Genomic DNA, 25,687 nt, shown 5'->3' with positions numbered 1-25,687 from the left:
CGCATCGGTATTGATGAACACCTTGGTGCCGAGCAGCGTCACGCTGTTGGACCCGACGGCCGTCACACTGCCAACCAGCTCGGGCGAAATCAGGGCCGACCGGATATTGCCGTTGCCGTCGTAGGACAACTCGACTCTTTGACCGAGAGGGGCGCCGGTGGGCGCCAGCGCCATGGCGCTACCCTGCTCCTGTTCCGACCAATAGCTGGCGGCGCTGTCGTCGTGGCGCATGCCGTCCACGATCAAGCTGCCAAATCCGGTGGTGACCCCGAACCCGGTGCCGCCGGAACCGACACCGGCCACGGTACTGTCGCCACCGCCGCAAGCGGCCATCAGCAACGCCGTCAGGCCCAGCGCAAGCAGCGTCCGCAAGCGTGTCATAAAAGAAAAGTTGGCCATTGGTGGCTCCTTGAAAAACAAAAAAAGGTTCATCGACAGCCTAGGATTTGGCGTCCGGTCCGTGATAGAAATACATGCCGACACGCAGCCTTCGATCGGCACCCGGCTGGCCCTGGTCCCGGTCGCTCAAGGCGGTGGCCTCGGGCACGAACTCGTGGAACGCCTTGAGCCAGATCTGGCGTGCCAGCGCGCTCAAGGCGGCCACCGACTCGGGGCTTAGCTGGTCGGCAAAAATGCTCTGCTCCAGCATCTGGGTGCCGCTTTCGCTCAGGTTGTGCACCGCTGCCGCAAGGTGGTCGCCGACGTTGTCGGAAAACAGTTGCAGCATCTCGGCGCTACCCTGGCTGGGCACGAAGGCTTGCGCGCACAAGCTGATCCGGTCGGCACTGGCGCCGGGTTCGGCCTCGACCGGTCGCGCCACGCCCAAGCGGATCAATTCGCGCAGCAAGGTATGCGGGTGCACGTCGTTCGAGGCCGCCGCCGCCAGCGCCTCAAAAGTGCCGGCACCGCCGCTGCGCTCCAGCACCCGCGGCTGGCCGTGCTCGTCGCAATAGTCCGGGTCGTTGGCCCAACGGGTAAAGACCTCCATCACGGCGCCGAAGGTCTTGGCCGGCGGGCGTGGTTGCCCCACCGCACGCCACTCCCGCACATCCTTGCGGTGGATGCCGGTCAGGGTGCTGATGCTGGAATCGTTGACCCGCGTCGCACTGGCCTCCAGTACGCCGGTGGCCGCTTCCAGAAAGGTCTTCTTCAGCGCGTTGGCAAAGCGCGGGTAGGTCACGCCCTCGCGCAACAGCAAGGTCACCAACGGCGCCAGCAGGCGCAAGGCGGCGGCAAGGGAAAGATCAGCACGGGATTCGGACATGGCCTGGTCATCAATTCAATTAAATGGGAATATATCCCATATTAAATTGAGGCGCAAGCACTGTTTCGTCAAAAACCGACATTTCTCCGTTCGGAACCTGCTTTGAGGCCGCTCGTTGGCGCCCATTGCCACGGCCAGCCAGCCCTGGCGCGGCTGCCGCCAGAGCGCGGCGATTCAAGAGGTGGCAGGCGCCGGCACCAGCCGCTGGTCCCGGGCGATCTCGACCATGCAGCGCAGCGCCGCCGTCTCCGGCGTGTCCTGGCGCCGCAGCAACACCGTTGCCACGCGTGCGATGTCGTTGGGCAGGGCGTGGTAGCGCAATGCCCGGCGATCCTGACGGCGCTCGATCACCGTCCGCGGCAGCAGCGTGACGCCCATGCCGGCAGCCACGCAGGACAGGATGCCGTCCAGTGTGCCGAGTTCCAGCACCTGCTGCGGCACCAGCCCGGCCCGCTCCAGCCAGCGTTCGAAGGTCGAGCGGTAGAAGCAGCCGGTCTTGAACACCAGAATCGACTGCCCGGACATCGCGCGCTTGAGCGCCTTCAAGGTCTCAAAGCGACTGTTGCTGACCAGCACCAACTCCTCCTCGAAAACCTGTTCCTGCTGCAGTTCCGGCATCGGGTGAAAGCCGCCGACGAAGGCGGCGTCCAGCCGGCGTTCCAGGACGCCCCGGATCAGCTCGGCCGTGGTCCCGGTGACCAGCGACAACTGAACCTCGGGGTGGCGCTGCCGGTAAGTCATGAGTACCGCCGGCAGCCGGATCGCCGCCGTGGTTTCCATGGCGCCTAGCCTGAGCAGACCGCGTGGCGTGTCGGAGTCCGACAAGACCGTTCGGCTCTCGTCGGCCAGCTGCAGGATGCGCCGCGCGTAGCCCAGAAAAGTGCGCCCGGCGGCCGTCAACGCGACGCCGCCGCGGCTGCGCAGAAACAGCGCTTGTCCCAGCTCGGTCTCAAGCTCCCTGACTCTCATCGTGACATTCGACTGGACACAGTGCTGGGTCTCGGCGGCAGCGGTAAAGCTGCCCTGATCCGCCACCGCGCAAAAGATCCTGAGTTGACGCATTTCCATGGCTTGAACCTCTTTTTCCTTCCCATCACGGCCTGACGCGGCCCGGGAGGGCCCGTTCGTGAATCAGTTTTGATGATGCTAAACATCAATATAAATCAGTTTACAGGATGGGCGATGCGGGTTATCTTTGGCCCGTATGTCCGGCCCGCCGTGGCCATCTTTTGCATGGAGATTCCGGGATGCAGTTGCACGATACCGGTCTGAGGTTCTCGCCGCTGACACTTTTTCTGCACTGGGCAGTGGCCGCCGCGGTGCTGGCCCTGCTGGGGCTGGGCCTTGCCGCCGCCCGGCTGGAACCGGGTCCCGCCAAACTGGCGCTGCTGGGCTGGCACGGCAGCATCGGTCTAAGCGTCTTGCTGCTGTCGCTGTACCGCCTGTGGGCACGGCTGCGCTTCCACCATCCGCTGCCGGTCGGTGCGGTCAGTCCGATCGAACTGATCGTCAGCCGCTCGCTGGCAATCGCGCTGATCGCGGCCACGCTGGTCTTGCCGCTGCTGGGCTGGACCGCGCTGTCGGCGGCCGGGACCCAACTGCGGCTGTTCGGTGGAGTCGCGCTGACTCCGCTGGTCGACCCGGCACCAGGCTTGGCCGGCGTGGCGCGCCTTCTGCATAGTCTCGGCGCCTATGCCTTTGCCGCCGCTCTGGCGCTGCATGTCTACGGTGCGCTGCGGCACCATATCGTCAACAAGGACGACACGCTGCGCCGCATGCTGGGCAAGCAGGTCGAACTCTGAACCGGTGCTGAACCCATGAAGACAAGCCACGCGAACGCCGCCGACCGCTGCGGCATCAAGCTCCCGGTGTTTCAGGCCGGCATGGCCGGCATGGCCGGGCCGGCGCTGGCCGGCGCGGTCTCCAATGCAGGGGCTTTGGGCCACCTCGGTGGTTTGCGCCAGCCGCCGCTGCGCCTGCGGCAATGGATCCGCGAAACCAAAGCCCTGACCGACCGGCCGTTCGGCGTCAACCTGGTCCCGGTGTGGGGCGGGCCAGAGGTGTTCGAAGCCCAACTGCGGGTGGTACTGGAGGAACACCCTGGCGTGCTGTCGCTGTTTTATGGCGACTTCGGTGCCGTGATACCGCGCGCCAAGGCGGCCGGCCTGACCGTCATGGTCCAGGTCGGCACGGTCGCCGCGGCGCGGCGCGCGTTCGACCAGGGTGCCGACATGGTGATTGCACAGGGCGCGGAAGGCGGCGGTCACCTGCATCATGGCCGGATCGGCCTGCTGTCGCTATTGCCCGCGGTGGTGGCCGTGGCACAAGGGCGCCCGGTACTGGCGGCCGGCGGCATCACGGACCGCCATGACGTCAGGGCGCTGCTGGAACTGGGGGCCGCCGGAGTCTGGGTCGGCACCGCCTTCGTGGCGACGCATGAGTCCCTGGCGCACCCGGTCTACAAGCGCCGACTGCTGGAAGCCACGACCGACGACACCGAGTACCGCACCGGTTATTCGTTTGGCTGGCAGTTCGGCACGCCGCACCGGGTGATTCCGAACCGCGAGCGCTGGAACCTGTTGCGTTTCATCGGCGGCGGCGCGCGCCTGGTGGATGCCCCGCGGGTCGCCGAGAAGCTGTCACTGTTCGCCGGTCAGGGTGTCGGCCGCATCGACTCCATCGTGTCGGCAGCCGAACGCGTTGCCGAATTGGCCAGCGGGTTTGGCTGACGGGAACAGGGCTGCTGTTCGAGTTTTTGCGCGGCCGCCTCCGAGCGCAATGTCACCAAGCCCTCGGGGTCGCCGGAGAACCAGAACCACTGAGGGTCGGTGCCACCCTGGCGCAAGATGAACTGCCGGATCGTCAGCGAGACCAGCGCCACCACAAGCAGCAGCACGATCAGGCCGATGGCCATAGTCCATACGAGGATCAATGGCGCACCGGGCGCCATTTGTTTGCCAAGGAAGCCGGCTATCCCGGCCAGCAGCAGGGCTGCCAGCACCAGCTTGGCGATGGTGACGAAGACTTGTTTTCTGATTGGCATGGCCACACTCCCGTTTTTATCTTTTGCGTCATGCACGCGGCAAGGTGCTGACGGCAAGACTTTACCCTATTGCTTGCGGCGCTGAATAGCCCTGGCCATGAGGCGTTCCGCGGCACCACCTTGACGCTATAGTTCGGTGCCCCGATTTCATGTTTCAATGGACCCCATGCGCTGGACCCTCCGCTTGACCGAGACACCGGAAACACCCCGGTCTGCCGCCCTGCGCGCCAGCACGCTGCTGGCGCTGCTGTGCGCCGCCCCTGCCGGCCTGGCCAGCACGCCGGCCGCCAGCGAACGCGCGCTGCACACGGCCGAATGCGTTGCCGCGCTGGACGTCAAATCCCTTGACCTGGCCAGACAGGTGAAGGCCGGACAGCCCGAATTGCAGGCCCCGCTGACGGCCACGCTGGAAGCCGGGGCGGCTTTCATCGGACACGCCTACCTGCAGGGCGATCGCGACGAGGCGCGCTCGCAGGCCCTGCTGAATGCCGCGCTGGAAACGCAAAAACTGCTGCCCGAGGCCGAGTTGGCGGCGCGTCAAGCCAGTTGCGCGCAGGAAGGCGCACGCCTGCTGTCGCAAGCCGACGTGATCGGCCGCTTCGTCGTATCGCGGTTGGTGCAGCGGCGGCTGCAGAAGTTACTGGGCGATTGACCAGCCGCCACCCAGCGCCTTGACCAGAAACACGGTGGTCACCAGCCGCTGCCCCAGCAACTGGACCGTTTGGCGCTCGCTGGCCAGCAGCGCCTGCTGTGCCACGACCACGTCCAGATAGGCCGAGGCGCCGCCCTCATAACGTGCCGTCGTCATATCCAACACCCGGCGCGCCGCCAGCAAGGCGGCGTCGGCCTGCTGCGCCGCGCGCTCCAGCGCCGCCAAGCCGGTGATGCCGTCCTGCACCTCCTGCATCGCCGTCAACACCACGCGCCGGTAGTTGGCCACGCTGGCGGCATGGCCGGCGCTGGCGAATTCCAGGTTGGCGCGGGTGCGGCCGCCGTCGAATAGCGTTTGCGCGGCCGACACGCCCAGCGACCACAGCAGGCTGGGCGCATCCAGCAGCGTGGCCAGTTCCCGACTGTCAAGGCCCAGCGCCGACCCCAGCGTGATGCTGGGATAGAAAGCGGCATTGGCGACGCCGATCTGGGCGTTGGCGGCGGCCATGGCGCGCTCGCTGGCGGCAATGTCGGGGCGGCGCTGCAACAGATCGGAGGGCAGGCCTAGCGGCACCGCCGGCGGCACCAGTTCACGGCGCTCCGGCGCCAAGCTGAACTGCGCCGCGGCAGCCCCGGTCAGCGTCGCCAGCGCATGCTCGAACTGGCCGCGCTGGCGGCGCAGCAACTCAAGCTGCACCAGCGTCGTTTCCAGCAAGGCTTGCTGCTGCGCCAGATCCAGTCCGGAAGCGGCGCCCAGGTCATGGCGCGCGCGCACCAGTTCCAGGGCGCGCCGCTGCAATGCGATGGCACGCGCCAGCACATCCAGCTCGGCGTCGATTTCGCGCAGGTTGAAATAGTTGGCCGCCAGATCGGACGTCAACAGCAGGCGGGTGTTCTCAAGATCGGCGGCGGCTTGCTCGGCCGAGGCCTTGGCACCGGCTATCGTCTGCTGCACGCGCCCCGCCAGATCGAGCTCGTAGCCCACCGTCAGCGACACGCTGAGCTCGTTCTGCACGGTGGAAAAATTGGGGCTGGCGTAGTTGCTCAGCGGCCGATTGGCGGAAATCTTCTGACGCGCCGCGCGCTCGCTCAAACCCAGTTGCGGCAGTGCACTGGCCGCCGTCGCCGCCAGCGCGGCGCGCGCCTGCGCCAGTCGCGCCTGCGCCAGGGCCAGCGTCGGACTGCCGGCCAGCGCCTTTTGTTCCAGCGCGTCGAGTTCCGGGTTGTCGAAAACCTGCCACCAGGCACCCTTGCTGGCCGCGTCGGCCGGCCGACCGGCGCGCCAGGGCGCCTCCAGCTTCCAGCCGGGCGGCAGCTCCAGCGCCGGCGGCTGGTACTCGGGGACGGCGGCGCAGCCCAACAGGACCGAGAGACCGACGGCAGGGAAGATACGGCGCACGATCACAAGCCGTCCTTGCCCGGACTCAGCACCACGGTCTGGCCGTCGGCCAGCCAATCGGGCGGATTGAGTACCAGGCGATCGGTCTCGGCGATGCCGTCCAGCACCTCGAAATCGACACCGTAGTTGCGCCCGACGGTGACCCGGCGCAGCGTCACGCGGCCGTTGGCGTCGACCACCGCCACCATGGTGCCCGCGGCGCGAAACAGCAAGGTGTTGGTCGGCGCCAGCAGCGACTGGCTGGCGGCCAGCGACAGCTCGACCTTGACGTAGGACCCGGGCAGCAGAACGCCGTCATGGTTGGGCAGCGCCACTTCGAGCTGCATGGTGCGGGTGGCGCTGTCGATGGCTGCCGCGGTGCGTACCAGTTGTCCCGGAAAACGCCGTCCGCGCAACTCGGTCTGCGTCACCAGCACCGGCTGGCCGGGCTTGACCAACTGGGCGTAGGCCTGCGGCACATTGACGTAGACGCGCAGCGGATCGGTCTGCGACAGCATGAACAGCGCTCGCGTGCTGTCGATCAGATCGCCGACGTCCACATTGCGCCGCGTGATCACGCCGGCGAACGGCGCCAGCACGCGCTTGAAATCCTCCAGTTGGCGCAGCCGCTGCACGTTCGCCTCGGCCGCCGCCAGGAACGCTTTCGACTGCGCGACGGCACTGCGCCGCTCATCCAGATCCTGCTGCGACACCACATCCTTCTTGCGCAAGTCCTCCCAGCGCGCCAGCGTGCTGCTGGCCAGTTGCAGGCTGGCCGCGGCCTGATCGCGCGCCGCCAACGCCTGGCTCAACTGCTGGTCGATCTCGGGCGTCTCGATCTCGGCCAGCAGTTCGCCCTTCTCGACCTTGCTGCCGATGTCCCGGGTCCAGCGTTTCAGGTAGCCGCTGGCACGGGCGGCGATCGGCGACTGCACAAAGCCTTGCAGGGTACCCGGCAAGGCCAGTGTCTGACCGGCGGCGGCGCGCCGGGCCTGCGTGGTCTTGACGTACTGGCGCGCCTGCTCGGTGCTGCTGGCGCCCAGCGCTTGCGCGTTGGCGATCCGGCTCAGCACCGTGCGCGCCGCACCGGCAGACAGCAGCAGCAGCAGGATCAGGGCGGTGAACTGGGTCCGGCGCACGATTTGGCGGCGCTTGAGCAGTTCCACCGGCGCTTCATCGGCGTCGAACGCGATCGGGTGCAAACCCAGGGCCGAATGGCGTTGCTCGGTCATGCTTCAGGTCTCCAGGTTTTTGTGGGCCAAGCGCTGGTGCACGGCGGCAAACACCACCGGCACAAAAAACAGCGTGGCGATGGTGGCAAACAGCAGGCCGCCGATCACCGAGCGCCCCAGCGGTGCGTTCTGCTCGGCGCCCTCGCCCAGCCCCAGCGCCATCGGAATCATGCCAATGATCATGGCCAGCGCCGTCATCAGCACCGGGCGGATGCGGGTGGCACCGGCTTCCAGCGCCGCCGCCAGCGGCGGCACCTGAGCCGCCATGCGCTGGCGCGCGAACGAGATCAGCAGGATGCTGTTGGCGGTCGCCACGCCCATGGTCATGATGGCCCCGGTGAGGGCCGGCACGCTCAGCGTGGTGCCGCTGATGAACAGCATCCAGGCAATGCCGGCCAAGGCCGCCGGCAGCGCCGCAATGATGATCAGCGCGTCGATCCAGGACTGGAAGTTGATGACGATCAGCAGGTACACCAGCACGATCGCCATCGCCAGCCCGACACCCAGTCCGACAAACGACGCCTGCATGGTTTCGATCTGGCCGCGCAGCACCAGCTGGCTGCCGCGCGGCAAGCGGGGGCGCAGCTGCTCGATCAGGGTTTCGATGCGCGCCGCCACGCTGGCCAGATCGGTGCCCTGAACGCTGACGTAAACATCGATGGCCGGCAGGATGTTGTAGCGTGAAGCGACCGCCAGCATCCGCCCTGGCGTCACCTCCACCAGATTGCCCAGCAACTGGGTGCTGCCGCTGCCCGGCCCGCTGGCACCGCTGCCGACCGGCATGTTGAGCAGCGCGTCCAGCGAATCGACCTGGTATTGCGGGGTCTGCACCGCAATGTTGTAGACCACGCCGTTTTGCGGATTGAGCCAGAACGCCGGCGCCGTCTGCGAACTGCCGGAGAGCGAGATCAAGACGTTTTGCCCGACGTTGGCGGCCGTCAGGCCGACCTGCTGCAAGCGGCTGCGGTCCATCTGCAGGTTCAGCGCCGGGGCATCGAGCCGCTGGTGCACATGGGCGTCCACGGCACCGGGAATCTGGCGGATCTGCTGGGTCAGCTCGGCCGCCAGCAGCGCATTGGCCGCCAGGTCGGCGCCGGTGAACTGGACGTCGATCGCCGCCGGCAAGCCGAAATTGAGAATCTGCGTGACGATGTCGGCCGGCTGGAAAAAGAATTCGATGCCGGGAAAACGCTGCGGCAGTTCCAGGCGCAGGCGCGCAACGAAGGCCTCGGTCGGCGCGTGACCTGGGCGCAGGGACAGCAGAATCTCGCCGTCCAGCGTGCCTATGGTGCCGGCATTGCTGTACGACAGGTTGATGCCGCTGTTGGGCACGCCCAGGTTGTCGAGCACGGTCTCCAGTTGCTCGCGCGGGATGATCTCGCGGATGACCGCCTCCACCGCATCGGCCAGACGCGCCGTCTCCTCGATGCGGGTGCCGGTCGGTGCCCGCAGGTGCAGACGGATCTGACCGGCATCGACGCTGGGGAAGAAATCGCGCCCCAGCACCGGGTACAACAAGCAGGAGCCCAGACAGAACGCCATGAACAGCAGGGCAAAACCGCGCCGCTGCGACAGCAGGGCCGACAGCGCCAGCGTGTAGGCACGCCGGACCCGCTCGAAGCGGCGGTCGAAGGCGCGGTACAGGCGTTGCAGCAGGCTGTCGCCGCTCGGTGCGCCTTGCTGCTTGGCCATCAGCAGCAACACCAGGGTCGGTACCAGGGTGCGCGACAACAGGTAGGAGGCGACCATCGCCAGCACCACCGCCTCGGCCATGGGCACAAACAGAAAGCGCGCCACGCCGGAGAGGAAAAACAGCGGCACGAAGACGATGCAGATGCACAGCGTCGAGACGAAGGCGGCCACGCCGATCTCGCCGGCGCCGGTCTCGATCGCCTCGGCAATGGGCTTGCCCATGTGCAGATGGCGCTCGATGTTCTCTATCGTCACGATCGCCTGGTCGACCAGAATGCCCACCGACAGCGCCAGGCCGCCCAGGGTCATCAGGTTGAGCGTCTCGCCCAGCATCTTCAGCACCAGGATCGAGGCCAGGATCGACAGCGGAATGGTCAGCGCAATGATCAAGGTGCTGCGCCAGTTGCCCAGGAACAGCAACACCATGGCGGCGGTGAGCGCCGCCGCAATCAAGGCCTCCAGCACCACGCCCTTGACCGCCGCCTTGACGAACACCGACTGGTCGAACAGCGCCGTCACCTTGACGTCGGGCGGCAGCACCTGGGCCACGCGCGGCAGCAAGGCTTTCAGGTTGGCGACGATGTCGAGGGTGGAAGCGCCGCCGTTCTTCAGCACCGACAACAGCACGCCGCGCTCCCCGTTCTGGCGCACGATGTTGGTTTGCGGCTGAAAGCCGTCGCGCACCTGCGCCACATCGCGCAAATAAGTGGTGGCGCTACCGCTGGTGCGTACCGGCAGGTCGCCCAGGCCGGCAATGGCGTCGGGCGAGCCGTTCATCTTGACGGTGTACTCGGTGCCGCCGAACTTGGCGGTGCCGGACGGCAGAATCAGGTTTTGCAGGTTGATCGCGTTGACCACGTCGACCGGTGCCAGGCCGCGCGCCTGCAGGGCCGCGGTGTCGAGATCGACCGAAATCAAGCGGTTCTTGCCGCCGTAGGGATAGGGCACCGCGGCGCCCGGAATGGTGATGAGCTGCGGCCGCAGCACGTTGACGGCGTTGTCGAACACGGCCTGCTCCGGCAAGGTCGGGCTGGACAGCGCCAACTGGACCACCGGAATGCTGGAAGCGGAGTACTTGATCACCAGCGGCGGCGTGATGCCGGGCGGCAACTGGCGCACCTGCGTCTGCATCGCCGCCACCACCTGGGCAATGGCGGTCTGGATGTTGGCGGTCGGCTGAAAAAACACCTTGATGATGGAGACGCTGGCCAGCGACTGCGATTCGATGTGCTCGATGTCGCTGACCGTCGTGGTCAGGCCGCGTTCGCTCTGGCCGGCGATGCGCTGCCCCATTTCCTGCGCCGACAGGCCACCATAGTTCCAGATGATGCTGACCACCGGAATGTTGATTTCCGGAAAGATGTCGGTCGCCATGTTCAGCAGCGCAATGGGCGTTGCCAACACGATCAGCAGCGCCATCACGATAAAAGTGTAAGGGCGACGCAGCGCCAGCTGGACCATGGACATCGGCAACAGTTCTCCTCGTTATGCGGCAAATCATAGCAAGCGGGAACCGGCCCGAGTCGACAGCCACTCATTCTGGCCCGGATGCGGTTGCGCGCAGGCTTGGCGGAGTTCATTGCCTCCAGCACGCCGGTGGCTGTCACACGCCACGGTCAAACGGCAGGCCATGTCACTCCCACGCAGGGCCAACCGGACGCAGGCATGGCAGTGGTGAAAAAGGCCGGCAAGACCCTGATTGGCACTGCCGCGATGGCAATTACTGCTTCTACTTGCCTGTGCGGTACGGATAGCTTGCCCAATATCGACGGAGGACGCCGATTTCTTTGGCACCGGCGTGGCGACCTGGACAACCGACCCAGTCAAACCAGCGAGTGAAGTCCACCCGTCAGCGCCACCGAAACCACTCCATCACCTCCATAATGTTGCGTACACTACACTTACATGTTGCGTTTACTACATTTATATGGCATATTTCGAGCAACCCATGAAACGCACCTCCATCACGCCCAACTCCACCGAGGAATGAATATGGCTCACGCAGTGACGAACGCATGCATCAAGCGCGAACACACGAATTGTTGTTTGAGCTTGCCCCATGGACCGCTTTCATGAAAGCAAGGTTTGGACCTCCTGCCAATCGATCCAGGTGAATGCAATGACGGCGTGCTTTGAAATCTGGAATGTTCTGTCAGCACATCCAGGCAGACATCGCCACGCCTGAACAATTCAAACCTTTTTTGGAACTCAACGAATGCCGGTCCAAGCAATGGGCAACCATCTCTAAGCGCATTGCGTCCTTGCCAAAGGCGGAGCCATCGAAAGCCGGAGCCCGCAAGTTGGCAAAGCCAAAGCTGGATCGCCGAACAACCCAACAAAATTTCAGGTAGTCACTCGCCATGAGCGCTTTCAACGAAGAACGTGTCTTGTCGGTCCACCATTGGACTGAACGACTATTTACTTTTTCAACGACCCGAGAGAAATCTTTGCGGTTCAGCAACGGCCACTTCACAATGATTGGGCTCAGGGTCAATGATAAGCCGCTGCTGCGTGCCTACAGTATCGTTAGCCCAAACCACGAAGAACATCTTGAGTTTCTCAGTATCAAGGTGGCTGACGGCCCCCTGACATCGCGACTTCAGCATGTCAAGGTCGGGGATACGATCATCGTTGGCAGAAAACCAACTGGCACGTTGCTTATTGACTATTTGCTTCCAGGCAAGCGACTCTATATGCTTTCGACGGGGACCGGCCTGGCCCCTTTCATGAGCATTATTCGCGATCCGGCAACCTATGAAAAGTTCGAACAAATCGTTCTGGTTCATGGCGTACGTCAGGTTGACGAACTCGCATACCACGATTTGGTCGTTAACCATTTACCGAAGGACGAATTTCTCGGTGATCTGATCTCCAATCAACTTTTTTACTATCCCACAGTGACTCGTGAATGCTATCGAAATATGGGCCGGATCACTGACTTGATTGAAAACGGCAAGATGTTTGCCGACCTGAAATTGCCTGCATTGGACCCCTCGCAAGACCGCGTCATGCTTTGCGGAAGTCCGGCCATGCTCAGAGATTTGAAGCAAATGCTTGAGAGCACAGGCTTCCTGGAGGGAAGCACCGCCAAGCCGGGTGACTTCGTCATTGAGCGTGCTTTTGTCGAGTCATAGACAGCACACCCTCAACTGAAGCGCCGACGTCATCCAGCCCATCGCCGATACCAGGCAGCCATGTAGTAAACACGACAAATACATGTAGTGATTGCAACATTTATGGAAGTACAATGGCAAAAACAGGAGCGTTTCAGTTATGCGCAAGTATCTACAAATTAATCTCGCGGATCGATCGATCAAATGCGAAGAACTTCACGGCGAGGCCATTATTCGTTCCGGCCGCTACCTGATCGCCAAGACATTGCTTGAAATGGGTGCTGCCAGCGTCGATCCGATGTCGCCACGGAACCCCTTGATTTTTTCTGCCGGCCCGTTTGCGGGCACGAATTTCTCCAATGCGAACCGGCTCAGCGTGGGATGCAAGAGCCCACTGACGGGTGGCATCAAGGAAGCCAATGCCGGCGGTACCTTTGGCTTCGCACTGGGTCAACTTGAAATCGCGGGCTTCACCTTGCAGAACGCATCGCCCGACTGGATCGTCATCCGCATCACCAAGGATGGACAGATTGCGTTCGATAGCGCCGAACCGTATAGGGGCAGGGGCAACAACGAAGTCGCCCGCATGCTGATCGAAAAGTACGGCAAGAAGATAAGCTTTGCGATCTGCGGCCCGGTCGGCGAACACCTTGGACTGATGGCCGGCATTTCGTTTGCGGATACCGACGCACGTCCCTCAAGGCTGGCTGCACGGGGTGGCGTTGGCGCCGTGATGGGCAGCAAGAAAGTCAAGGCCATCGTTATCGATACGCACAAGATGCCAACTTTCCACGACCGTCAGAAGGTGATGGGCGCGGTCCGCGAATACGGCGCCAAACTCGGCAAAGAGTCGGCGATCGACAATTTCAAACGCTTGGGTACCGCCATGGTGGCCGATCTGACCAACTATATCGGCGGCCTGCCGGTGCGAAACTTCAGCGTCGGACGCCTGGTTGAAGAAAAAGACGGTCCACTCAAACTGGGTGGCGCCTACATTCGCGAGCGCAACCTGACACGCGGAGGCAAGACCGCGCACGATTGCATGCCTGGCTGCCTGATTCAGTGCAGCAACGTCTACTTTGACGACCAGGGCCAGGAAATGGTGTCGCCGCTGGAATACGAAACGCTGGGTCTGATGGGTAGCAATTGCGGATTGCAGGACCCGGACGACGTGGCGCGCCTGAATGCCGTGGCCAACGACTTGGGCATAGACACCATAGAACTCGGCGCCACGCTGGGGGTGCTGATGGAGGCCGGACAAGGCGCCTTTGGCGATGTCGCTTTCATGGCGGCAGCGCTGGAGGATATTCGTATCGGCAACCAGCGCGGCCGCCTGCTGGCTCAGGGCACCGCCCAGGTCGGCAAGCATTACGGCGTCACGCGCGTGCCGGTTATCAAACGCCAAGCCATCAGCGCCTACGACCCACGCGTAATCGAAGTGACTGGCATATCCATGATGCTCACCGCGCAGGGTGCGGATCACACCGCCGGCAACCTGCCGGCCTTCGATTGCAAAGGCAAAAGCACCGAAGATCTGGTAGCGGTCAGCCTGGGTGCACAGGTGGCAGCGGCAGCCGCGGATTCCCTGGGTTTCTGCATCTTCGGACGCTCCGTGACCGACACCAATCCGCAACTGATCGTTAACGCACTGAACGACGCGCACGGCACGCAGCTCGATGAATCGTTCCCCAAAACGATGGGGCTCGAGGTGTTGAAACTGGAATGGAAGTTCAACCAGCTGGCCGGCTTTACCGACCAGGACGACGAACTCCCGGCCTTCTTTTACGCCGAGGCGCTGGCGCCCACCGGCAATCTGGCGCGCCATCGCGGCAAAGCAGTCAACCAGAGTTTGGATCAACTCATTGTCCGCAACTGAGTGAAGCGTCATGGAGTCGAATTGTTCGCTTTGCCTGGTTATCGCCGCTGAACCAATATTCACCCTCTTGATCAGCGTCTGTGAGAAACAGCCATGACTCATGTAGTAACCGAAGCCTGTATTAAATGCAAGTACACCGATTGCGTCGACGTCTGCCCGGTCGACTGCTTTCGCGAAGGCCCCAATTTCTTGACCATCGATCCGGCTGAATGCATCGACTGCGCGGTTTGTATTCCCGAATGCCCGGCGAACGCCATCTATGCCGAGGAAGATGTGCCAGCGGATCAACGGCACATGACCCTGCTCAACGCCGAATTGGCCAAGCTACCGAGTTGGAAAGGCATCAGCAAGCGCAAGGCCCCCTTGCCGGACGCCGACCATTGGAAGGACCAAAGTGGCAAGTTGTCGGATCTCATTCGTTGAGCTTCGCACTCCCTTGGATCCAGCATGATTCATCCTTGAAGATTTCGAACGAATAATCTTGACCCGAGCGAGCCGAAGCCAGAATCTCTATCACATCACCATGACTGCCAAATCCAACCGTCTCCCTTTATCAGCTTCCCGCAGCGCTCCAGCGAATCAAACCGGCGCTCGAGAAAGCGGAGCCAACAGAACACGCAACAACATTCTTCGTGCTGCCACCAAAGTCTTTGCCCGTTACGGTTACGAGGGCGCTAGCGTGGAGAAGATTTCGAAGACCGCAAAATCATTCGACCGAATGATCTACTACTACTTTGGAAGCAAGGAAGGCTTGTTTATCGAAGTTTTGGAGGATATGTACCGGCGCATGAACGACGCCGAAATGGAATTGCGGCTAGACATCGAACAGCCGGTTGAATCCCTCACGGAAATCATTCGCTTCGTGGCTTCCTATTACCACAAGAACCCTGAATTCATCACACTGCTGAATACCGAAAACCTTCATCGAGGCAAACATATCTCGAAATCGGCGCGCGCCAGGGACTACTCGTCGCCAGCCATAGACATCATTCGTCAGCTACTGGAAAGCGGCGCGCGAAAAGGTGTCTTCAGAACCGATGTCTCGGCACGCAATGTCTACCTGCTGATTGCAGCCATGGGCTACTTCTATATCGCCAACGGCTACACGCTATCAACCTTTCTCGGCGAAGACCTGAAGACGCCAGAAGCCCTGGCAGAGTGGCAGACCTTCATCATCAGCGCGGTGATGCGCACTGTCATGCGCAACCGCTGACTTTTTCCGCTGTGCGCAGCCGTAGCAACTGACGTTTTCATCAACCTTTAAAAGGAAAACCATGGCAACCCAAGGAGCAACCGAAAAATCAGGCAAAGTAGTCATCCGGAACATTGGCTTGCTGTTGTCTGGCGACATCGACTTGCCCGTTCTCGACGCGGACACGATTGTCGTGAACGACGGCCTGATCGTGGCCGTTGGCAAAGCCAAGGACTGCAACCTTGAGCACGCTCAGACCATGATTGATGCACAGCAGACCTGCGTCGCTCCGGGCTTGATTGACAGCCACGTTCATCCGGTGTTCGGCGACTGGACGCCGCGCCAGAACCAGAGCGGCTGGATCGATTCCACGATGCACGGCGGCGTCACCAGCATGATCTCCGCGGGTGAAGTCCACTTGCCCGGGCGACCCAAGGATATCGTTGGCCTGAAAGCGCTGGCCATTACCGCACAGCGCGCGTTCGACAATTTCCGCCCCGGCGGCGTCAAGGTCCTGGCCGGTGCACCGATCATTGAAAAAGGCATGGTCGAACAAGACTTCAAAGATCTGGCCGACGCTGGCGTCAGTTTGCTCGGTGAAGTGGGTCTGGGTTCCGTCAAGGCTGGCTACGAGGCTGCGGAAATGGTCCGCTGGGCCCGTAAGTACGGCATCCAGAGCACCATTCATACCGGTGGCCCCTCCATTCCGGGATCGGGTCTGATCGACAAGGACGTGGTGCTTGAGGCCGATGCGGATGTCATCGGTCACATCAACGGTGGTCATACTGCCTTGTCCGAGGCCCATGTTTGCGAACTGTGCGAAAAGTCGTCGCGGGCCATCGAGATCGTGCACAACGGCAATGAAAAAGTGGCTATCGCAGCGGCGCAGGCCGCGTTGCAACTCAAGTGTCCGCACCGTATCATCCTTGGCACCGATGGGCCGGCCGGCTCGGGTGTTCAACCGCTGGGCATGCTGCGCATGGTGGCCTTGCTGTCCAGCCTGGGCGGCATTCCGGCCGAGATCGTGTTCTGCTTCGCCACCGGCAACACAGCGCGCCTGCGCAATCTGAACTGTGGCCTGATCGAAGTCGGTCGGGCTGCCGACTTTGTGTTTTTGGACAAAGCACAGCATACGGCGGGGCGCGACATCCTTGACAGCATTCAGCGTGGCGACATCCCGGGCGTTGGGATGGTCATGATCGACGGCATTGTGCGTTGTGGTCGCAGCCGCAACACGCCACCGGCAACGGCGATTCCCGTCGTGCTCGGCGTCGCCTGAAAACCGACCAGCATGGGAGACCGAAAATTGACTAGCAGCACAGGTGTTTATCTGCGCCCAAAGACGCTTGATGAGGCCTTGACCGCATTGGCCACAACGCCTTTGACGGTGCTGGCGGGGGGCACTGATTTCTATGCTGCGCGCAGCGGGCAGATCATCACGGAGGCCCTTCTCGACATCACTGCCATTGCGTCATTGCGAACCCTGGTCGATGAAGGCTTGCATTGGCGCATTGGTGCCACCGTCACATGGAGCCAAGTGGTTCGGGCCAAGCTGCCGGCGCAATTTCGCGGGCTGCAGTCGGCGGCACGGGATATTGGCGGCATGCAGGTGCAAAACAGCGGCACCGTGGCCGGCAATATCTGCAATGCATCGCCCGCTGCCGATGGCGTCCCAGCCCTGATGGCACTTGATGCGCAAATCGAAATTTCGTCGTTGGCGGGTACGCGCAGCGTGCCGCTGACCGGGTTTGTGCTGGGTCCGCGCAAGACCGCCCTGCTCCCTGGCGAGCTCGTGACGGGCATCCTGGTTCCCAAGCGTGGCGCGGCCAGGTCCAGTTTCATCAAGCTTGGACACCGGCGCTACCTGGTGATTTCAATCGCCATGGTGTCGGCTGTCATCGAGGTCGACGCGGCCGGCGTGATTACCTATGCCGGGATCGCGGTGGGGTCCTGTTCGGCGGTGGCCCAGCGCCTGAGGACGCTGGAACATAGACTGATCGGCCGGCAGGCCTGGCCCGGCCTGTCGGGATTGGTCGAGGCGTCTGACCTCGCTTCGCTGACACCGATCGACGACGTGCGCGGCAGCGGAGTCTACCGACGTGACGCGGCCTTGACGCTGGTTAAACGAGCCATTGAAGAGGCCCTCCATGAATGACCCACTACAAATGACGACGCCAGCTCAGGTGCCGCAGACCCTCCGTTTGAATTTGAACGGCAAGACGGTTGACGTTTTGACTGCACCCAGCAAACGCTTGTCGGATGTGTTGCGCGATGACCTTGGTTTGACCGGGACCAAAATCGGCTGCCATGCGGGTGATTGCGGCGCCTGCACCGTTTTGCTCGACGGCGAACAGGTTTGCGCCTGCATCACTCCGGTTGGCCAGTGCGTGGACCGGGTCGTCACCACGGTCGAGGGACTGGCCTGTGACGGCCAGCTCAATCGCCTACAGCAGGCCTTTCTTGCACATGGTGCAGCACAGTGCGGGATTTGCACGCCGGGCATGCTGATGGCTGCCAGCGACGTGCTGCGTCGTTATCCTGATCCCACCGAGCAGCAGGTGCAGGATGGCCTGGGCGGTGTCCTGTGCCGCTGCACCGGTTATCGGAAGATCATCGAAGCGGTGCTGGCGGTGGCGCGGGGCGAATTCATTTTGCCGCAACCGCCGGCTGGTCAGGCCGTAGGCGCGCGCCTGCCCAGGCTCGACGGCGTTGCCAAGATCACCGGTGCCGAGAAGTTCGGCGCCGACCACTACCCGCCGGATTGCCTATGGCTGCGCACGGTGCGCTCACCGCATGCACGGGCCACATTCACGCTCGGCGACCTGGATTCCTTCAAGCGCCGGCACCCGCAAGTCGTTGCGGTCTTCAGCGCCAAAGATGTGCCTGAGAACAGTTTTTCGGTGTTTCCGGAGCCGAAGGATCAACCGGTTCTGGCGGAACACCATGTACGCATGCGCGGCGAGGCGGTCCTGCTGATCGTCGGCGCCATGGAGGCGGTGCAGGCCATTGCCGAGTCGGATATCCCGATCACCTGGCAGCCAGAGGCGCCGCTTGACACCAGTGAAAAAGCATTGGCAGCGACCGGTGATCTGCTGCACGATTTCGCGCCTGAAAACGTGTTGTGCCGTGGCCGCGTGGTCAAGGGCGATGTGGCGACCAGTCTTCGCGAGTCGGCCTTCATGGCGGAAGATGAGTACCGCACTGGCTACGTTGAACACGCCTACATCGAACCGGAGGCAGGTTATGCCGAAGTGTTCAATCAGCTGGGCGAGCAGCGCCTACGCGTCTTTGTCTGCACCCAGACACCGGTGATGGATCGGGATGAGGTGGCACATGTGCTGAAACTACCCAAGCATGTGGTGCACATCGTGCCCTCTGCCATCGGCGGCGGATTTGGCGGCAAGCTTGACGTCTCTGTCCAGCCCCTGTTGGCGCTGGCAGCCTGGCTTCTGAAGCGGCCGGTGCGCACGGTCTACAGCCGGGCCGAATCCATGCAGTCGACGACCAAGCGCCATCCGTCACGTATCCGCGCCCGCTTTGCTTGCGACGCGCAGGGCCAACTGACTGCGCTCGATTTTCATGGTGATTTCAACACCGGCGCCTACGCCAGTTGGGGTTCTACCGTCGCCAATCGGGTCCCGGTGCATGCGACCGGGCCCTACTACGTTCCGAACTTGCGGGCACTGACGCGGGCGGTGTACACCAACAACGCCATCTCCGGCGCCTTCCGCGGGTTTGGCGTACCGCAGGCCCATATCGTGACCGAGGCCTTGCTCGACGAATTGGCCGAAAAAGTCGGTATCGACCAGCTCGAATTCAGGCTCAAGAACGCGATCCGTGCGGGTCAACCAACCGCCACAGGACAGGTGTTGCAGGCCAGTGTCGGCATGGTGCAATGCCTGGAAGCATTGCGCCCGGCGTGGCACGGCGCGCAAGCGATGGTCAAGGATTTCAACCGTCAGGCCGAGGCCGGCGCTGGCGTGTTGCGACGCGGCGTTGGCATTGCCAGCATGTGGTACGGCATCGGCAACACGGTGATCGCCAATCCGTCGACCATGACCGGCGCGCTGCGCCGCAATGGCCGGCTGTTTCTGTACAACGGCGCGCAGGAAATCGGCCAGGGCAGCGGCACCGTGATGCCGCAGATTTTTGCCGACGCGGTCGGGCTGCCGGTGGCGCTGGTCGACCAGGTCATGGGCGACACGGATCTGACCGAGGATGCCGGCAAGTCGTCGGCCTCGCGCCAGACCTTCGTCTCGGGCAATGCCGCCAAGTTCGCAGGCGAGGACATTCGCCAGCAGCTGCTACAGTTGCTGGGGCTCGGGCCGAATGCCATGCTGAGCGTCGCGGGAACGGTTGTTAGCGGCACCGAGGGGGGTGCTGAAAGACACTTGGATCTGGGCACCCTGCCAGCCAACCAGTACGGCGACCTCATCTCTGGCCGCGGCTACTTCAACCCACCGACGGTGCCGCTCGATGCCAACGGCCAGGGCGTGCCCTATGCCTGCTACGGTTTTGCCGCCCAGATTGCAGAGGTTGAGGTGGATATCGAAACCGGCACGGTCAAGGTTTTGCACATCCACGCAGCGCATGATGTGGGCCGCGCCATCAACCCGACGCAGGTTGAAGGACAGATTCACGGTGGCGTGGCACAAGGACTTGGTCTGGCCATGATGGAAGAATACATCAGCGGTCGCACCGACAATCTGCACGACTACATGATCCCCACGGTGGGCGACGTTCCGCCTATCACGGTTCATATCATCGAAGACAAGGAGCCACTCGGACCCTATGGTGCCAAAGGAGTGGGTGAGCCGGCGCTGGTGGCCACTGCGCCAGCCATTCTGAATGCGATTTACGACGCCATCGGAGTGCGTGTGCGGCAAATTCCGGCGACGCCGGATCGTGTGCGCCGCGCCCTCCTGACGCGATGACGGGTAAATACCGATAGCGTGTCTGTTTTGCTATGCTACATTTTCAAAAATGTAGCATACACAACATATTAATTAAGGTAACACTACATTAATAATCATGGCCGAACATACTAGAACTGATGGCTTGCCAGGCATGGAGGCCTCGACGCCTGCGCAGGCAGCGCAGCCGCTGCGGCCACGCGGCGAGCGGCTGATCAGCGACAAAATCGAGTGCAATGCGTGCCCGGTGCTGTGCCAGATCTCGAACGGCCGCAGTGGTGCCTGCGACCGCTATGCCAACCGCTGCGGCACCCTGGTACGCGTCGATCCGGTGCTGATGCTGCGTCGTCGCCTGGCTGACGGCGAGGCGGCCGTGGTCCCGCTGGGCGGACGCATCGGGGCTGATGGCGTGATGGCGCCAACGCCAACCGACAGCACGGAGATTGCGCTCGCTGACGATGTGTTCATTACCGGTGTCGGCGCATCGACCACCTATCCCGATTACAAGCCAGCCCCCTTCATCGTCTCATCCCAGGCCGCAGGTGTTGATTTGGTCACAGTGGTTACGGAAGGGATCTTCAGCTACTGCAGTTTCAAGGTAAAGATCGATACCGACCGCTACCTGGGCCCGGAACAGGCCAACGTGCGTTGCAAGGGCGAAGTCGTCGGCCATGTGACGACGGCCGAATACGGTTCGCAGATGCTTTCGCTTGGCGGTGTCCATCACTTGACCGGCGGCAGCAAGAAAGAGGGGCGCGTCACCGCCGAAATGATGGCCGCGTTGGGCAACAAGCAAGCAGTCGAGTTCATGATCGACGGCGGCTCGCAGATTCTGATTCAGGCCGGCCGTGCGCCGGTTGTCAACGGTGTCGAGGAAAAACGCATGCGACTGGGCTGCGGCTCGGCCACGGTCGGGATTTTTGCCGAGCAACTGGCGGGTATCGTGGACGAAGTGGTGGTGGTCGACGATCACATCACCGGCGTACTGACCGAGCACCAGTCAGGTCATTGTCTGGACATGCGTGCCTCCGGGATCAAGATGCAAGGACGAAAATCGACGCCCGGACGTTATTTTCAGGTCGCCAATCCGGGAACTGGATGGGGTGGCACCGACCTCACCGATCCGCTGTCCATCATCGAAGGTTGGGATGCGAACAAAGCCTGGCCCGGTTTGCGCCTGCTGATGACGTCGACCACCGGCGAGCACGCGAGCTGGTACGTGCTGGACCAACAACTGCGCCCGGTCGAGCAGGAGATGCCGGCCGAGGTGCGCCGTGTCGTCGAGCGCATTGGTGAAAATTGTGAACCGTCTCTCTCGACGGTCCTCTTTCTCGCCGGTGCCGGTGGCAGTCTGCGCGCCGGCGTGACCCAGAACCCGATTCTGCTGACCCGTGCCATCAAGAACGCGCTGGTCAATGTGACCTGCGGCGGGGCACCCGCCTACGTCTGGCCTGGCGGCGGCATCACGGTGATGGTCGATGTCATGCGCATGCCCGATCACAGCTTCGGAACCGTGCCGACACCGGCGATCATCGCGCCGATTGAGTTTTGCATGAAGCTTGACGACTACCGCGCGCTGGGAGGCCATATGGACTATGTGCGCAGCTTGAAAGAAGCCCTTGAGCGGGGCGCCTGGCACGATGAAGGTGCACCTACGGCACGGCAGTGGGCGCCGCAGCCGATCGGTAATCCCTGGCCGCTGGGGCAAGCGCCCATGCTGGGCTGAAATGCGCTCGTCATGAACGCGCAGCGGACACAACTCCCGGACGGCCGCTGGCATTTTCAGCACGGTCCGATCGACATCATCATCGGAGCCAGTGGCACTGCGGACGCAATGGCCATGGCGCACGCGGATGCCTGGCAACGCTTCACCGGTATCCTCGATGAACTGGTGCAAGAACTTCCCGTGCTGCGGCGTCCGGTCGGCGACGAGTGCCCCATGCATGGCGCCATCGCCCGGCGCATGTGGCAAGCCTGTCGGCCTTTCAATGCCGCTTTCATCACCCCCATGGCAGCCGTGGCGGGCGCCGTGGCGCAGGAGCTTGTCAGTTGTTACGAAAGGGACGGCGTGTCGCGCGCCTGGATCAACAACGGGGGCGACATCGCCCTGCACCTGGCGCCTGGCCAATCGTTGCGAATCGGTCTGTATGCGGATTTGGCCAACCTGGATCTGCAGGAACTTCAAAGCGGCATTGGTACCGACGGTCAGTTTGAAGTTTTCAGTGCCATGCCAGTTCGCGGCATCGCCACCAGCGGTTGGCGTGGCCGCAGTTTTTCACTGGGCATCGCCGACAGCGTGACTGTGCTGGCGCGCACGGCTGCGCAGGCCGACGCAGCGGCAACCGTGATTGCCAATGCCGTCAACCTGATTGACGCGCGGATCCAACGTCGGCCGGCTTGCGAACTGACCGACGACACCGACCTCGGCGCCCTGCCAGTGACGGTGGCTGTGGCGCGACTCGAACCCGAGCTGGTGCGCCAAGCCTTGTCCGCGGGGCTGACGCGTGCCCAGGAATTGCGTGGCGCCGGCTTGATCTGGTCTGCCGCACTGGTGTGCCAAAACCAGCTTGCGACCACCGGCGGCGCGTGGCTGCCGACGGCAGCAAGTCGACTCCTGCACAAGCAGCCTGGCATGGTATTTGCGTGAAATCAATGGAGTCAAAACAATGATTGAAATTCGACGAGTCTTTACCCACGTGGAGCAAATTCAGCACGAATTTGGTCCGGTTGCCGCTACACCTCTGCTGCGCGGGGCCATTGCCGCAGTGCTGACCAACCCCTTTGCGGGCCGCTACGAACCTGACATCTTGCCGATGATGGAAGCACTGCAACCGGTTGGCGTCGAAATGGCGCAGCGCCTGCGCTCGGCGATGAACGTGCCGGTAGAACGTATCGAGGGTTACGGAAAAGGTGCCATTGTGGGTGCCGCCGGTGAGCTGGAACACGGTGCGCTGTGGCATGTGCCGGGCGGTTACGCGATGCGCGAACTGCTGGGTTGGAAAGGCGACCCCAAGGCCTATGCCAAGGGGCAGGGAGAGCTGAAAACGGGGCAACCGGGAAATGCCTTGGCGATCGTGCCCTCGACCAAAAAAGTGGCTGGACCCGGCGCTGCCCTGGATGTGCCGCTCACGCACATCAATGCCAGTTACGTGCGCAGCCATTTTGACGCCATCGAAGTGCGGGTTCCGGGCTCGCCCAAGTCGGATGAAATTGTTTTCATTCTGGCGATGAGTACCGGAGCGCGTGTCCATGCACGGGTCGGTGGCCTTGCCGCCAGTGCCATCAGCCTGTGGGACGGACTGCGTTGAGGTCTCAAACAGCCGTCGCTCCAACATTGAAGGAAATACCATGAACGCAAAAATTCGAAAAGTGATTGTCCAAGTCGATGAAACCCGCATCGAGATGGGCCGGCCGATCGATCCGCCGACACGCAGGGCGCTGGCCATGGCGGTGATTGAAAACCCTTTTGCCGGGCGCTATTCGGAAAACCTCGACGAGTTGATCGCAATCGGTGATGAGCTCGGTGGCCTGTTGGGGCAAAAGTGCGTGCAGGCCCTGGGCATCCTGCCAAGCCAGGCGCAAAGCTACGGCAAGGGCGCCATTGTTGGCGAGGCCGGTGAGCTCGAACATGCGGCGGCCATCCTGCACCCCAAGCTCGGGGCGCCGCTGCGCAAGGCGGTCGAAAAAGGCGCCGCCCTGGTGCCTTCGGCCAAGAAGATGGGCGGGCTCGGCACGGCGCTCGATGTGCCTTTGGGTCACAAGGATGCGGCTTTTGTGCGCAGCCACTTTGACGCCATGGAGGCGCGGGTCAGCGATGCACCCCGAGCCAGCGAGATCGTGGTGGCGGTCGTCGTTACGGCCAGCGGGCGACCGCTGGCACGCATCGGCGGATTGCAAGCGAGTGAGATAGTGGGTCAGGACGGACTGCGCTAGGGCCCGTTGACACTATTTTTGCGAGATAAAAATAGGGTGAACAGGCCCTAACCTGATTCGCCCGCGGTAGTTTTACTTTTTTAATTGAGGAGACTTTTGATATGAAGATGCTAAGAACGATGCTGCACACGACCAGTTTTGCGGCCACCCTGGTTCTTTTGACGTCGGCGCATGCCCAGGGCGTCGTGAAGATCGGCGAGGTCAACAGCTACAAGGCGCAGCCCGCTTTCCTTGAACCCTACAAGAAGGGCATGGAGCTCGCCATCGCCGAGGCCAACGCAGCGGGCGGTGTCAATGGCAAGCAGATCGAACTGGTCACGCGTGACGACAACGCCAATCCAGGCGATGCCGTGCGCGTCGCCGAAGAGCTGATCTCCCGCGAAAAGGTTGACGTTCTGATGGGTACCTTCCTGTCCAACACCGGCTTGGCAGTTGCCGACTTCGCCAAACAGAAGAAGTTCTTCTTCCTGGCCGGCGAACCCCTGACCGACAAGATCATCTGGGGCGGCGGCAACAAGTACACCTACCGCCTGCGCCCGGGCACCTACATGCAGGCCGCCATGCTGGTGCCGGAGGCCGTCAAGTTGAAGAAGAAGCGCTGGGCCGTTGTCTATCCCAATTACGAGTACGGCCAGTCGGCGGTCGCCGCGTTCAAGCAGTTGCTGAAAGCGGCGCAGCCGGATGTGGAGTTCGTCGCCGAGCAGGCGCCGCCGCTGGGCAAGCTCGACGCAGGCAGCGTGGTGCAGGCGCTGGCTGATGCCAAACCGGACGCGATCTTCAACGTGCTCTTCGGTGCCGATCTGTCGAAGTTCGTTCGCGAGGGCAATACGCGCGGGCTGTTCCAGGGTCGCGCGGTGGTCAGCGTGCTGACCGGCGAGCCCGAGTACCTGGATCCGCTCAAGGACGAGGCGCCCAACGGCTGGATCGTCACCGGCTATCCCTGGTACGGTATTCAGACACCCGAGCACAAGGCGTTCCTGGACGCCTATCAGGGCAAGTACAAGGACTATCCGCGCCTGGGGTCGGTGGTGGGCTACACCGCCGTCAAATCGATTGTGGCGGGCTTGAAGAAAGCCAAGAGCAGTGAAACAGAAAAACTGGTGGCGGCCTTCAAGGGTCTGCAGGTCGATAGTCCTTTCGGCAAGATCAGCTACCGTGCGCAAGACAACCAGTCCACCATGGGGGCCTATGTGGGTAAAACCAAGAATGATGGCGGCAAGGGCGTGATGGTCGACTACACCTACCTCGACGGTGCCAGGTACCTGCCATCCGATGCCGACGTCGCCAAATTGCGCGCGCCGGACTGATCAAGCCGCTTTGTCGGGGTAACTTTCTCGCGTTTGGACCGGCTCTGGTCCGGTCCAAACGCGCCAGGTCAGGCCCATGGTATTGAAGGGATG

General features: G+C 62.6%; 22 protein-coding genes and 1 pseudogene. 16 read left to right on the top strand and 7 right to left on the bottom strand.

The window, feature by feature from the left end; translation table 11 throughout:
* The 3 genes and pseudogenes from PHS32_RS14815 to PHS32_RS14805 form a co-directional block, all read right to left on the bottom strand.
* Positions 1-399 (bottom strand): annotated as a pseudogene (locus PHS32_RS14815) (hypothetical protein); the annotation flags it as partial.
* A 40-nt stretch (positions 400-439) separates the two neighbouring features.
* Positions 440-1,264: a DUF6502 family protein gene (locus tag PHS32_RS14810; protein WP_301079797.1), complete on the bottom strand. Its 825-nt coding sequence runs from the start codon at positions 1,262-1,264 to the stop codon at positions 440-442.
* Between the two features lie 174 nt (positions 1,265-1,438).
* On the bottom strand, positions 1,439-2,332 hold the full coding sequence (locus PHS32_RS14805) for a LysR family transcriptional regulator (RefSeq protein ID WP_301079796.1): 894 nt from the start codon (positions 2,330-2,332) through the stop codon (positions 1,439-1,441).
* 179 nt (positions 2,333-2,511) lie between these two features.
* Here PHS32_RS14805 and PHS32_RS14800 point away from each other — a divergent pair, with 179 nt between their 5' ends.
* Positions 2,512-3,066, top strand: coding sequence for a cytochrome b/b6 domain-containing protein (locus PHS32_RS14800; RefSeq protein ID WP_301079795.1), 555 nt, complete (start codon positions 2,512-2,514; stop codon positions 3,064-3,066).
* Between the two features lie 15 nt (positions 3,067-3,081).
* A complete protein-coding gene (locus PHS32_RS14795) occupies positions 3,082-3,993 on the top strand; it encodes a nitronate monooxygenase (RefSeq protein WP_301079794.1) in 912 nt (303 codons plus the stop codon).
* Here the strand turns inward: PHS32_RS14795 and PHS32_RS14790 are convergent.
* On the bottom strand, positions 3,918-4,307 hold the full coding sequence (locus PHS32_RS14790) for a hypothetical protein (RefSeq protein ID WP_301079793.1): 390 nt from the start codon (positions 4,305-4,307) through the stop codon (positions 3,918-3,920). The two genes, PHS32_RS14795 and PHS32_RS14790, sit on opposite strands and share 76 nt — an antisense overlap.
* A 166-nt stretch (positions 4,308-4,473) precedes the next feature.
* Here PHS32_RS14790 and PHS32_RS14785 point away from each other — a divergent pair, with 166 nt between their 5' ends.
* Complete coding sequence (locus tag PHS32_RS14785; protein ID WP_301079792.1) at positions 4,474-4,959, top strand: hypothetical protein; 486 nt, start codon at positions 4,474-4,476, stop codon at positions 4,957-4,959.
* Here PHS32_RS14785 and PHS32_RS14780 read toward each other — a convergent pair.
* From PHS32_RS14780 to PHS32_RS14770, 3 genes are read right to left on the bottom strand one after another with little or no spacing between them, the layout of a single operon-like run.
* Entirely contained in the window at positions 4,945-6,363 is a 1,419-nt protein-coding gene (locus tag PHS32_RS14780; RefSeq protein ID WP_301079791.1) for an efflux transporter outer membrane subunit, read from the bottom strand. The genes PHS32_RS14785 and PHS32_RS14780 overlap by 15 nt on opposite strands.
* Complete coding sequence (locus PHS32_RS14775; RefSeq protein WP_301079790.1) at positions 6,360-7,568, bottom strand: efflux RND transporter periplasmic adaptor subunit; 1,209 nt, start codon at positions 7,566-7,568, stop codon at positions 6,360-6,362. Before PHS32_RS14775 ends, PHS32_RS14780 begins: the two co-directional genes overlap by 4 nt.
* A 3-nt stretch (positions 7,569-7,571) precedes the next feature.
* A complete protein-coding gene (locus tag PHS32_RS14770; protein WP_301079789.1) occupies positions 7,572-10,727 on the bottom strand; it encodes an efflux RND transporter permease subunit in 3,156 nt (1,051 codons plus the stop codon).
* Between the two features lie 232 nt (positions 10,728-10,959).
* Between PHS32_RS14770 and PHS32_RS14765 the strand changes: the two genes are divergently transcribed.
* The 13 genes from PHS32_RS14765 to PHS32_RS14705 all read left to right on the top strand — a co-directional run bounded on the left by PHS32_RS14765 (position 10,960) and on the right by PHS32_RS14705 (position 25,594).
* Positions 10,960-11,250 (top strand): PIN domain-containing protein, encoded by a 291-nt coding sequence (locus PHS32_RS14765; protein ID WP_301079788.1) that lies wholly within the window; start codon positions 10,960-10,962, stop codon positions 11,248-11,250.
* A 370-nt stretch (positions 11,251-11,620) separates the two neighbouring features.
* Positions 11,621-12,394 carry a ferredoxin--NADP reductase gene (locus tag PHS32_RS14760; protein ID WP_301079787.1) on the top strand — a complete coding sequence of 258 codons (774 nt, stop codon included), beginning with the start codon at positions 11,621-11,623 and terminating at the stop codon, positions 12,392-12,394.
* A gap of 139 nt (positions 12,395-12,533) precedes the next feature.
* Positions 12,534-14,249, top strand: coding sequence for an aldehyde ferredoxin oxidoreductase C-terminal domain-containing protein (locus PHS32_RS14755; protein WP_301079786.1), 1,716 nt, complete (start codon positions 12,534-12,536; stop codon positions 14,247-14,249).
* A 93-nt stretch (positions 14,250-14,342) separates the two neighbouring features.
* A complete protein-coding gene (fdxA, locus tag PHS32_RS14750; protein WP_301079785.1) occupies positions 14,343-14,672 on the top strand; it encodes a ferredoxin FdxA in 330 nt (109 codons plus the stop codon).
* Between the two features lie 100 nt (positions 14,673-14,772).
* Positions 14,773-15,462 (top strand): TetR/AcrR family transcriptional regulator, encoded by a 690-nt coding sequence (locus tag PHS32_RS14745; RefSeq protein ID WP_301079784.1) that lies wholly within the window; start codon positions 14,773-14,775, stop codon positions 15,460-15,462.
* 61 nt (positions 15,463-15,523) lie between these two features.
* Positions 15,524-16,720 (top strand): amidohydrolase family protein, encoded by a 1,197-nt coding sequence (locus tag PHS32_RS14740; protein WP_301079783.1) that lies wholly within the window; start codon positions 15,524-15,526, stop codon positions 16,718-16,720.
* Positions 16,721-16,747: 27 nt separating this feature from the next.
* On the top strand, positions 16,748-17,596 hold the full coding sequence (locus PHS32_RS14735; RefSeq protein WP_301079782.1) for a xanthine dehydrogenase family protein subunit M: 849 nt from the start codon (positions 16,748-16,750) through the stop codon (positions 17,594-17,596).
* Positions 17,589-20,375: a molybdopterin cofactor-binding domain-containing protein gene (locus PHS32_RS14730; protein ID WP_301079781.1), complete on the top strand. Its 2,787-nt coding sequence runs from the start codon at positions 17,589-17,591 to the stop codon at positions 20,373-20,375. The genes PHS32_RS14735 and PHS32_RS14730 overlap by 8 nt, the downstream gene beginning before the upstream one ends.
* A 97-nt stretch (positions 20,376-20,472) precedes the next feature.
* A complete protein-coding gene (locus PHS32_RS14725) occupies positions 20,473-22,080 on the top strand; it encodes a 6-hydroxynicotinate reductase (protein WP_301079780.1) in 1,608 nt (535 codons plus the stop codon).
* 12 nt (positions 22,081-22,092) lie between these two features.
* On the top strand, positions 22,093-23,001 hold the full coding sequence (locus PHS32_RS14720) for a UPF0280 family protein (RefSeq protein WP_301079779.1): 909 nt from the start codon (positions 22,093-22,095) through the stop codon (positions 22,999-23,001).
* Between the two features lie 19 nt (positions 23,002-23,020).
* Positions 23,021-23,662, top strand: a complete 642-nt coding sequence (locus PHS32_RS14715; RefSeq protein ID WP_301079778.1) for an amino acid synthesis family protein — start codon at positions 23,021-23,023, stop codon at positions 23,660-23,662.
* A gap of 40 nt (positions 23,663-23,702) precedes the next feature.
* Positions 23,703-24,287 (top strand): amino acid synthesis family protein, encoded by a 585-nt coding sequence (locus tag PHS32_RS14710; RefSeq protein WP_301079777.1) that lies wholly within the window; start codon positions 23,703-23,705, stop codon positions 24,285-24,287.
* 107 nt (positions 24,288-24,394) lie between these two features.
* Positions 24,395-25,594, top strand: coding sequence for an ABC transporter substrate-binding protein (locus PHS32_RS14705; RefSeq protein WP_301079801.1), 1,200 nt, complete (start codon positions 24,395-24,397; stop codon positions 25,592-25,594).
* The last annotated feature ends 93 nt before the right edge of the window (positions 25,595-25,687 follow it).

The sequence above is a fragment of the Rhodoferax sp. genome (genome assembly GCF_028714215.1).
Classification (GTDB): domain Bacteria; phylum Pseudomonadota; class Gammaproteobacteria; order Burkholderiales; family Burkholderiaceae_C; genus Rhodoferax.
Note: the sequence above shows the minus strand (reverse complement) of the source record. Positions and strands in the feature narration are given on the sequence as shown.

Bases quoted from the DNA above. Each gene is read 5' to 3' on its own strand.
- PHS32_RS14810 (WP_301079797.1), bottom strand. From the start codon at position 1,264: ATGTCCGAATCCCGTGCTGATCTTTCCCTTGCCGCCGCCTTGCGCCTG.
- PHS32_RS14805 (WP_301079796.1), bottom strand. From the start codon at position 2,332: ATGGAAATGCGTCAACTCAGGATCTTTTGCGCGGTGGCGGATCAGGGC.
- PHS32_RS14800 (WP_301079795.1), top strand. From the start codon at position 2,512: ATGCAGTTGCACGATACCGGTCTGAGGTTCTCGCCGCTGACACTTTTT.
- PHS32_RS14795 (WP_301079794.1), top strand. From the start codon at position 3,082: ATGAAGACAAGCCACGCGAACGCCGCCGACCGCTGCGGCATCAAGCTC.
- PHS32_RS14790 (WP_301079793.1), bottom strand. From the start codon at position 4,307: ATGCCAATCAGAAAACAAGTCTTCGTCACCATCGCCAAGCTGGTGCTG.
- PHS32_RS14785 (WP_301079792.1), top strand. From the start codon at position 4,474: ATGCGCTGGACCCTCCGCTTGACCGAGACACCGGAAACACCCCGGTCT.
- PHS32_RS14775 (WP_301079790.1), bottom strand. From the start codon at position 7,568: ATGACCGAGCAACGCCATTCGGCCCTGGGTTTGCACCCGATCGCGTTC.
- PHS32_RS14770 (WP_301079789.1), bottom strand. From the start codon at position 10,727: ATGTCCATGGTCCAGCTGGCGCTGCGTCGCCCTTACACTTTTATCGTG.
- PHS32_RS14760 (WP_301079787.1), top strand. From the start codon at position 11,621: ATGAGCGCTTTCAACGAAGAACGTGTCTTGTCGGTCCACCATTGGACT.
- PHS32_RS14755 (WP_301079786.1), top strand. From the start codon at position 12,534: ATGCGCAAGTATCTACAAATTAATCTCGCGGATCGATCGATCAAATGC.
- fdxA (WP_301079785.1), top strand. From the start codon at position 14,343: ATGACTCATGTAGTAACCGAAGCCTGTATTAAATGCAAGTACACCGAT.
- PHS32_RS14745 (WP_301079784.1), top strand. From the start codon at position 14,773: ATGACTGCCAAATCCAACCGTCTCCCTTTATCAGCTTCCCGCAGCGCT.
- PHS32_RS14740 (WP_301079783.1), top strand. From the start codon at position 15,524: ATGGCAACCCAAGGAGCAACCGAAAAATCAGGCAAAGTAGTCATCCGG.
- PHS32_RS14730 (WP_301079781.1), top strand. From the start codon at position 17,589: ATGAATGACCCACTACAAATGACGACGCCAGCTCAGGTGCCGCAGACC.
- PHS32_RS14725 (WP_301079780.1), top strand. From the start codon at position 20,473: ATGGCCGAACATACTAGAACTGATGGCTTGCCAGGCATGGAGGCCTCG.
- PHS32_RS14720 (WP_301079779.1), top strand. From the start codon at position 22,093: ATGAACGCGCAGCGGACACAACTCCCGGACGGCCGCTGGCATTTTCAG.
- PHS32_RS14715 (WP_301079778.1), top strand. From the start codon at position 23,021: ATGATTGAAATTCGACGAGTCTTTACCCACGTGGAGCAAATTCAGCAC.
- PHS32_RS14710 (WP_301079777.1), top strand. From the start codon at position 23,703: ATGAACGCAAAAATTCGAAAAGTGATTGTCCAAGTCGATGAAACCCGC.
- PHS32_RS14705 (WP_301079801.1), top strand. From the start codon at position 24,395: ATGCTAAGAACGATGCTGCACACGACCAGTTTTGCGGCCACCCTGGTT.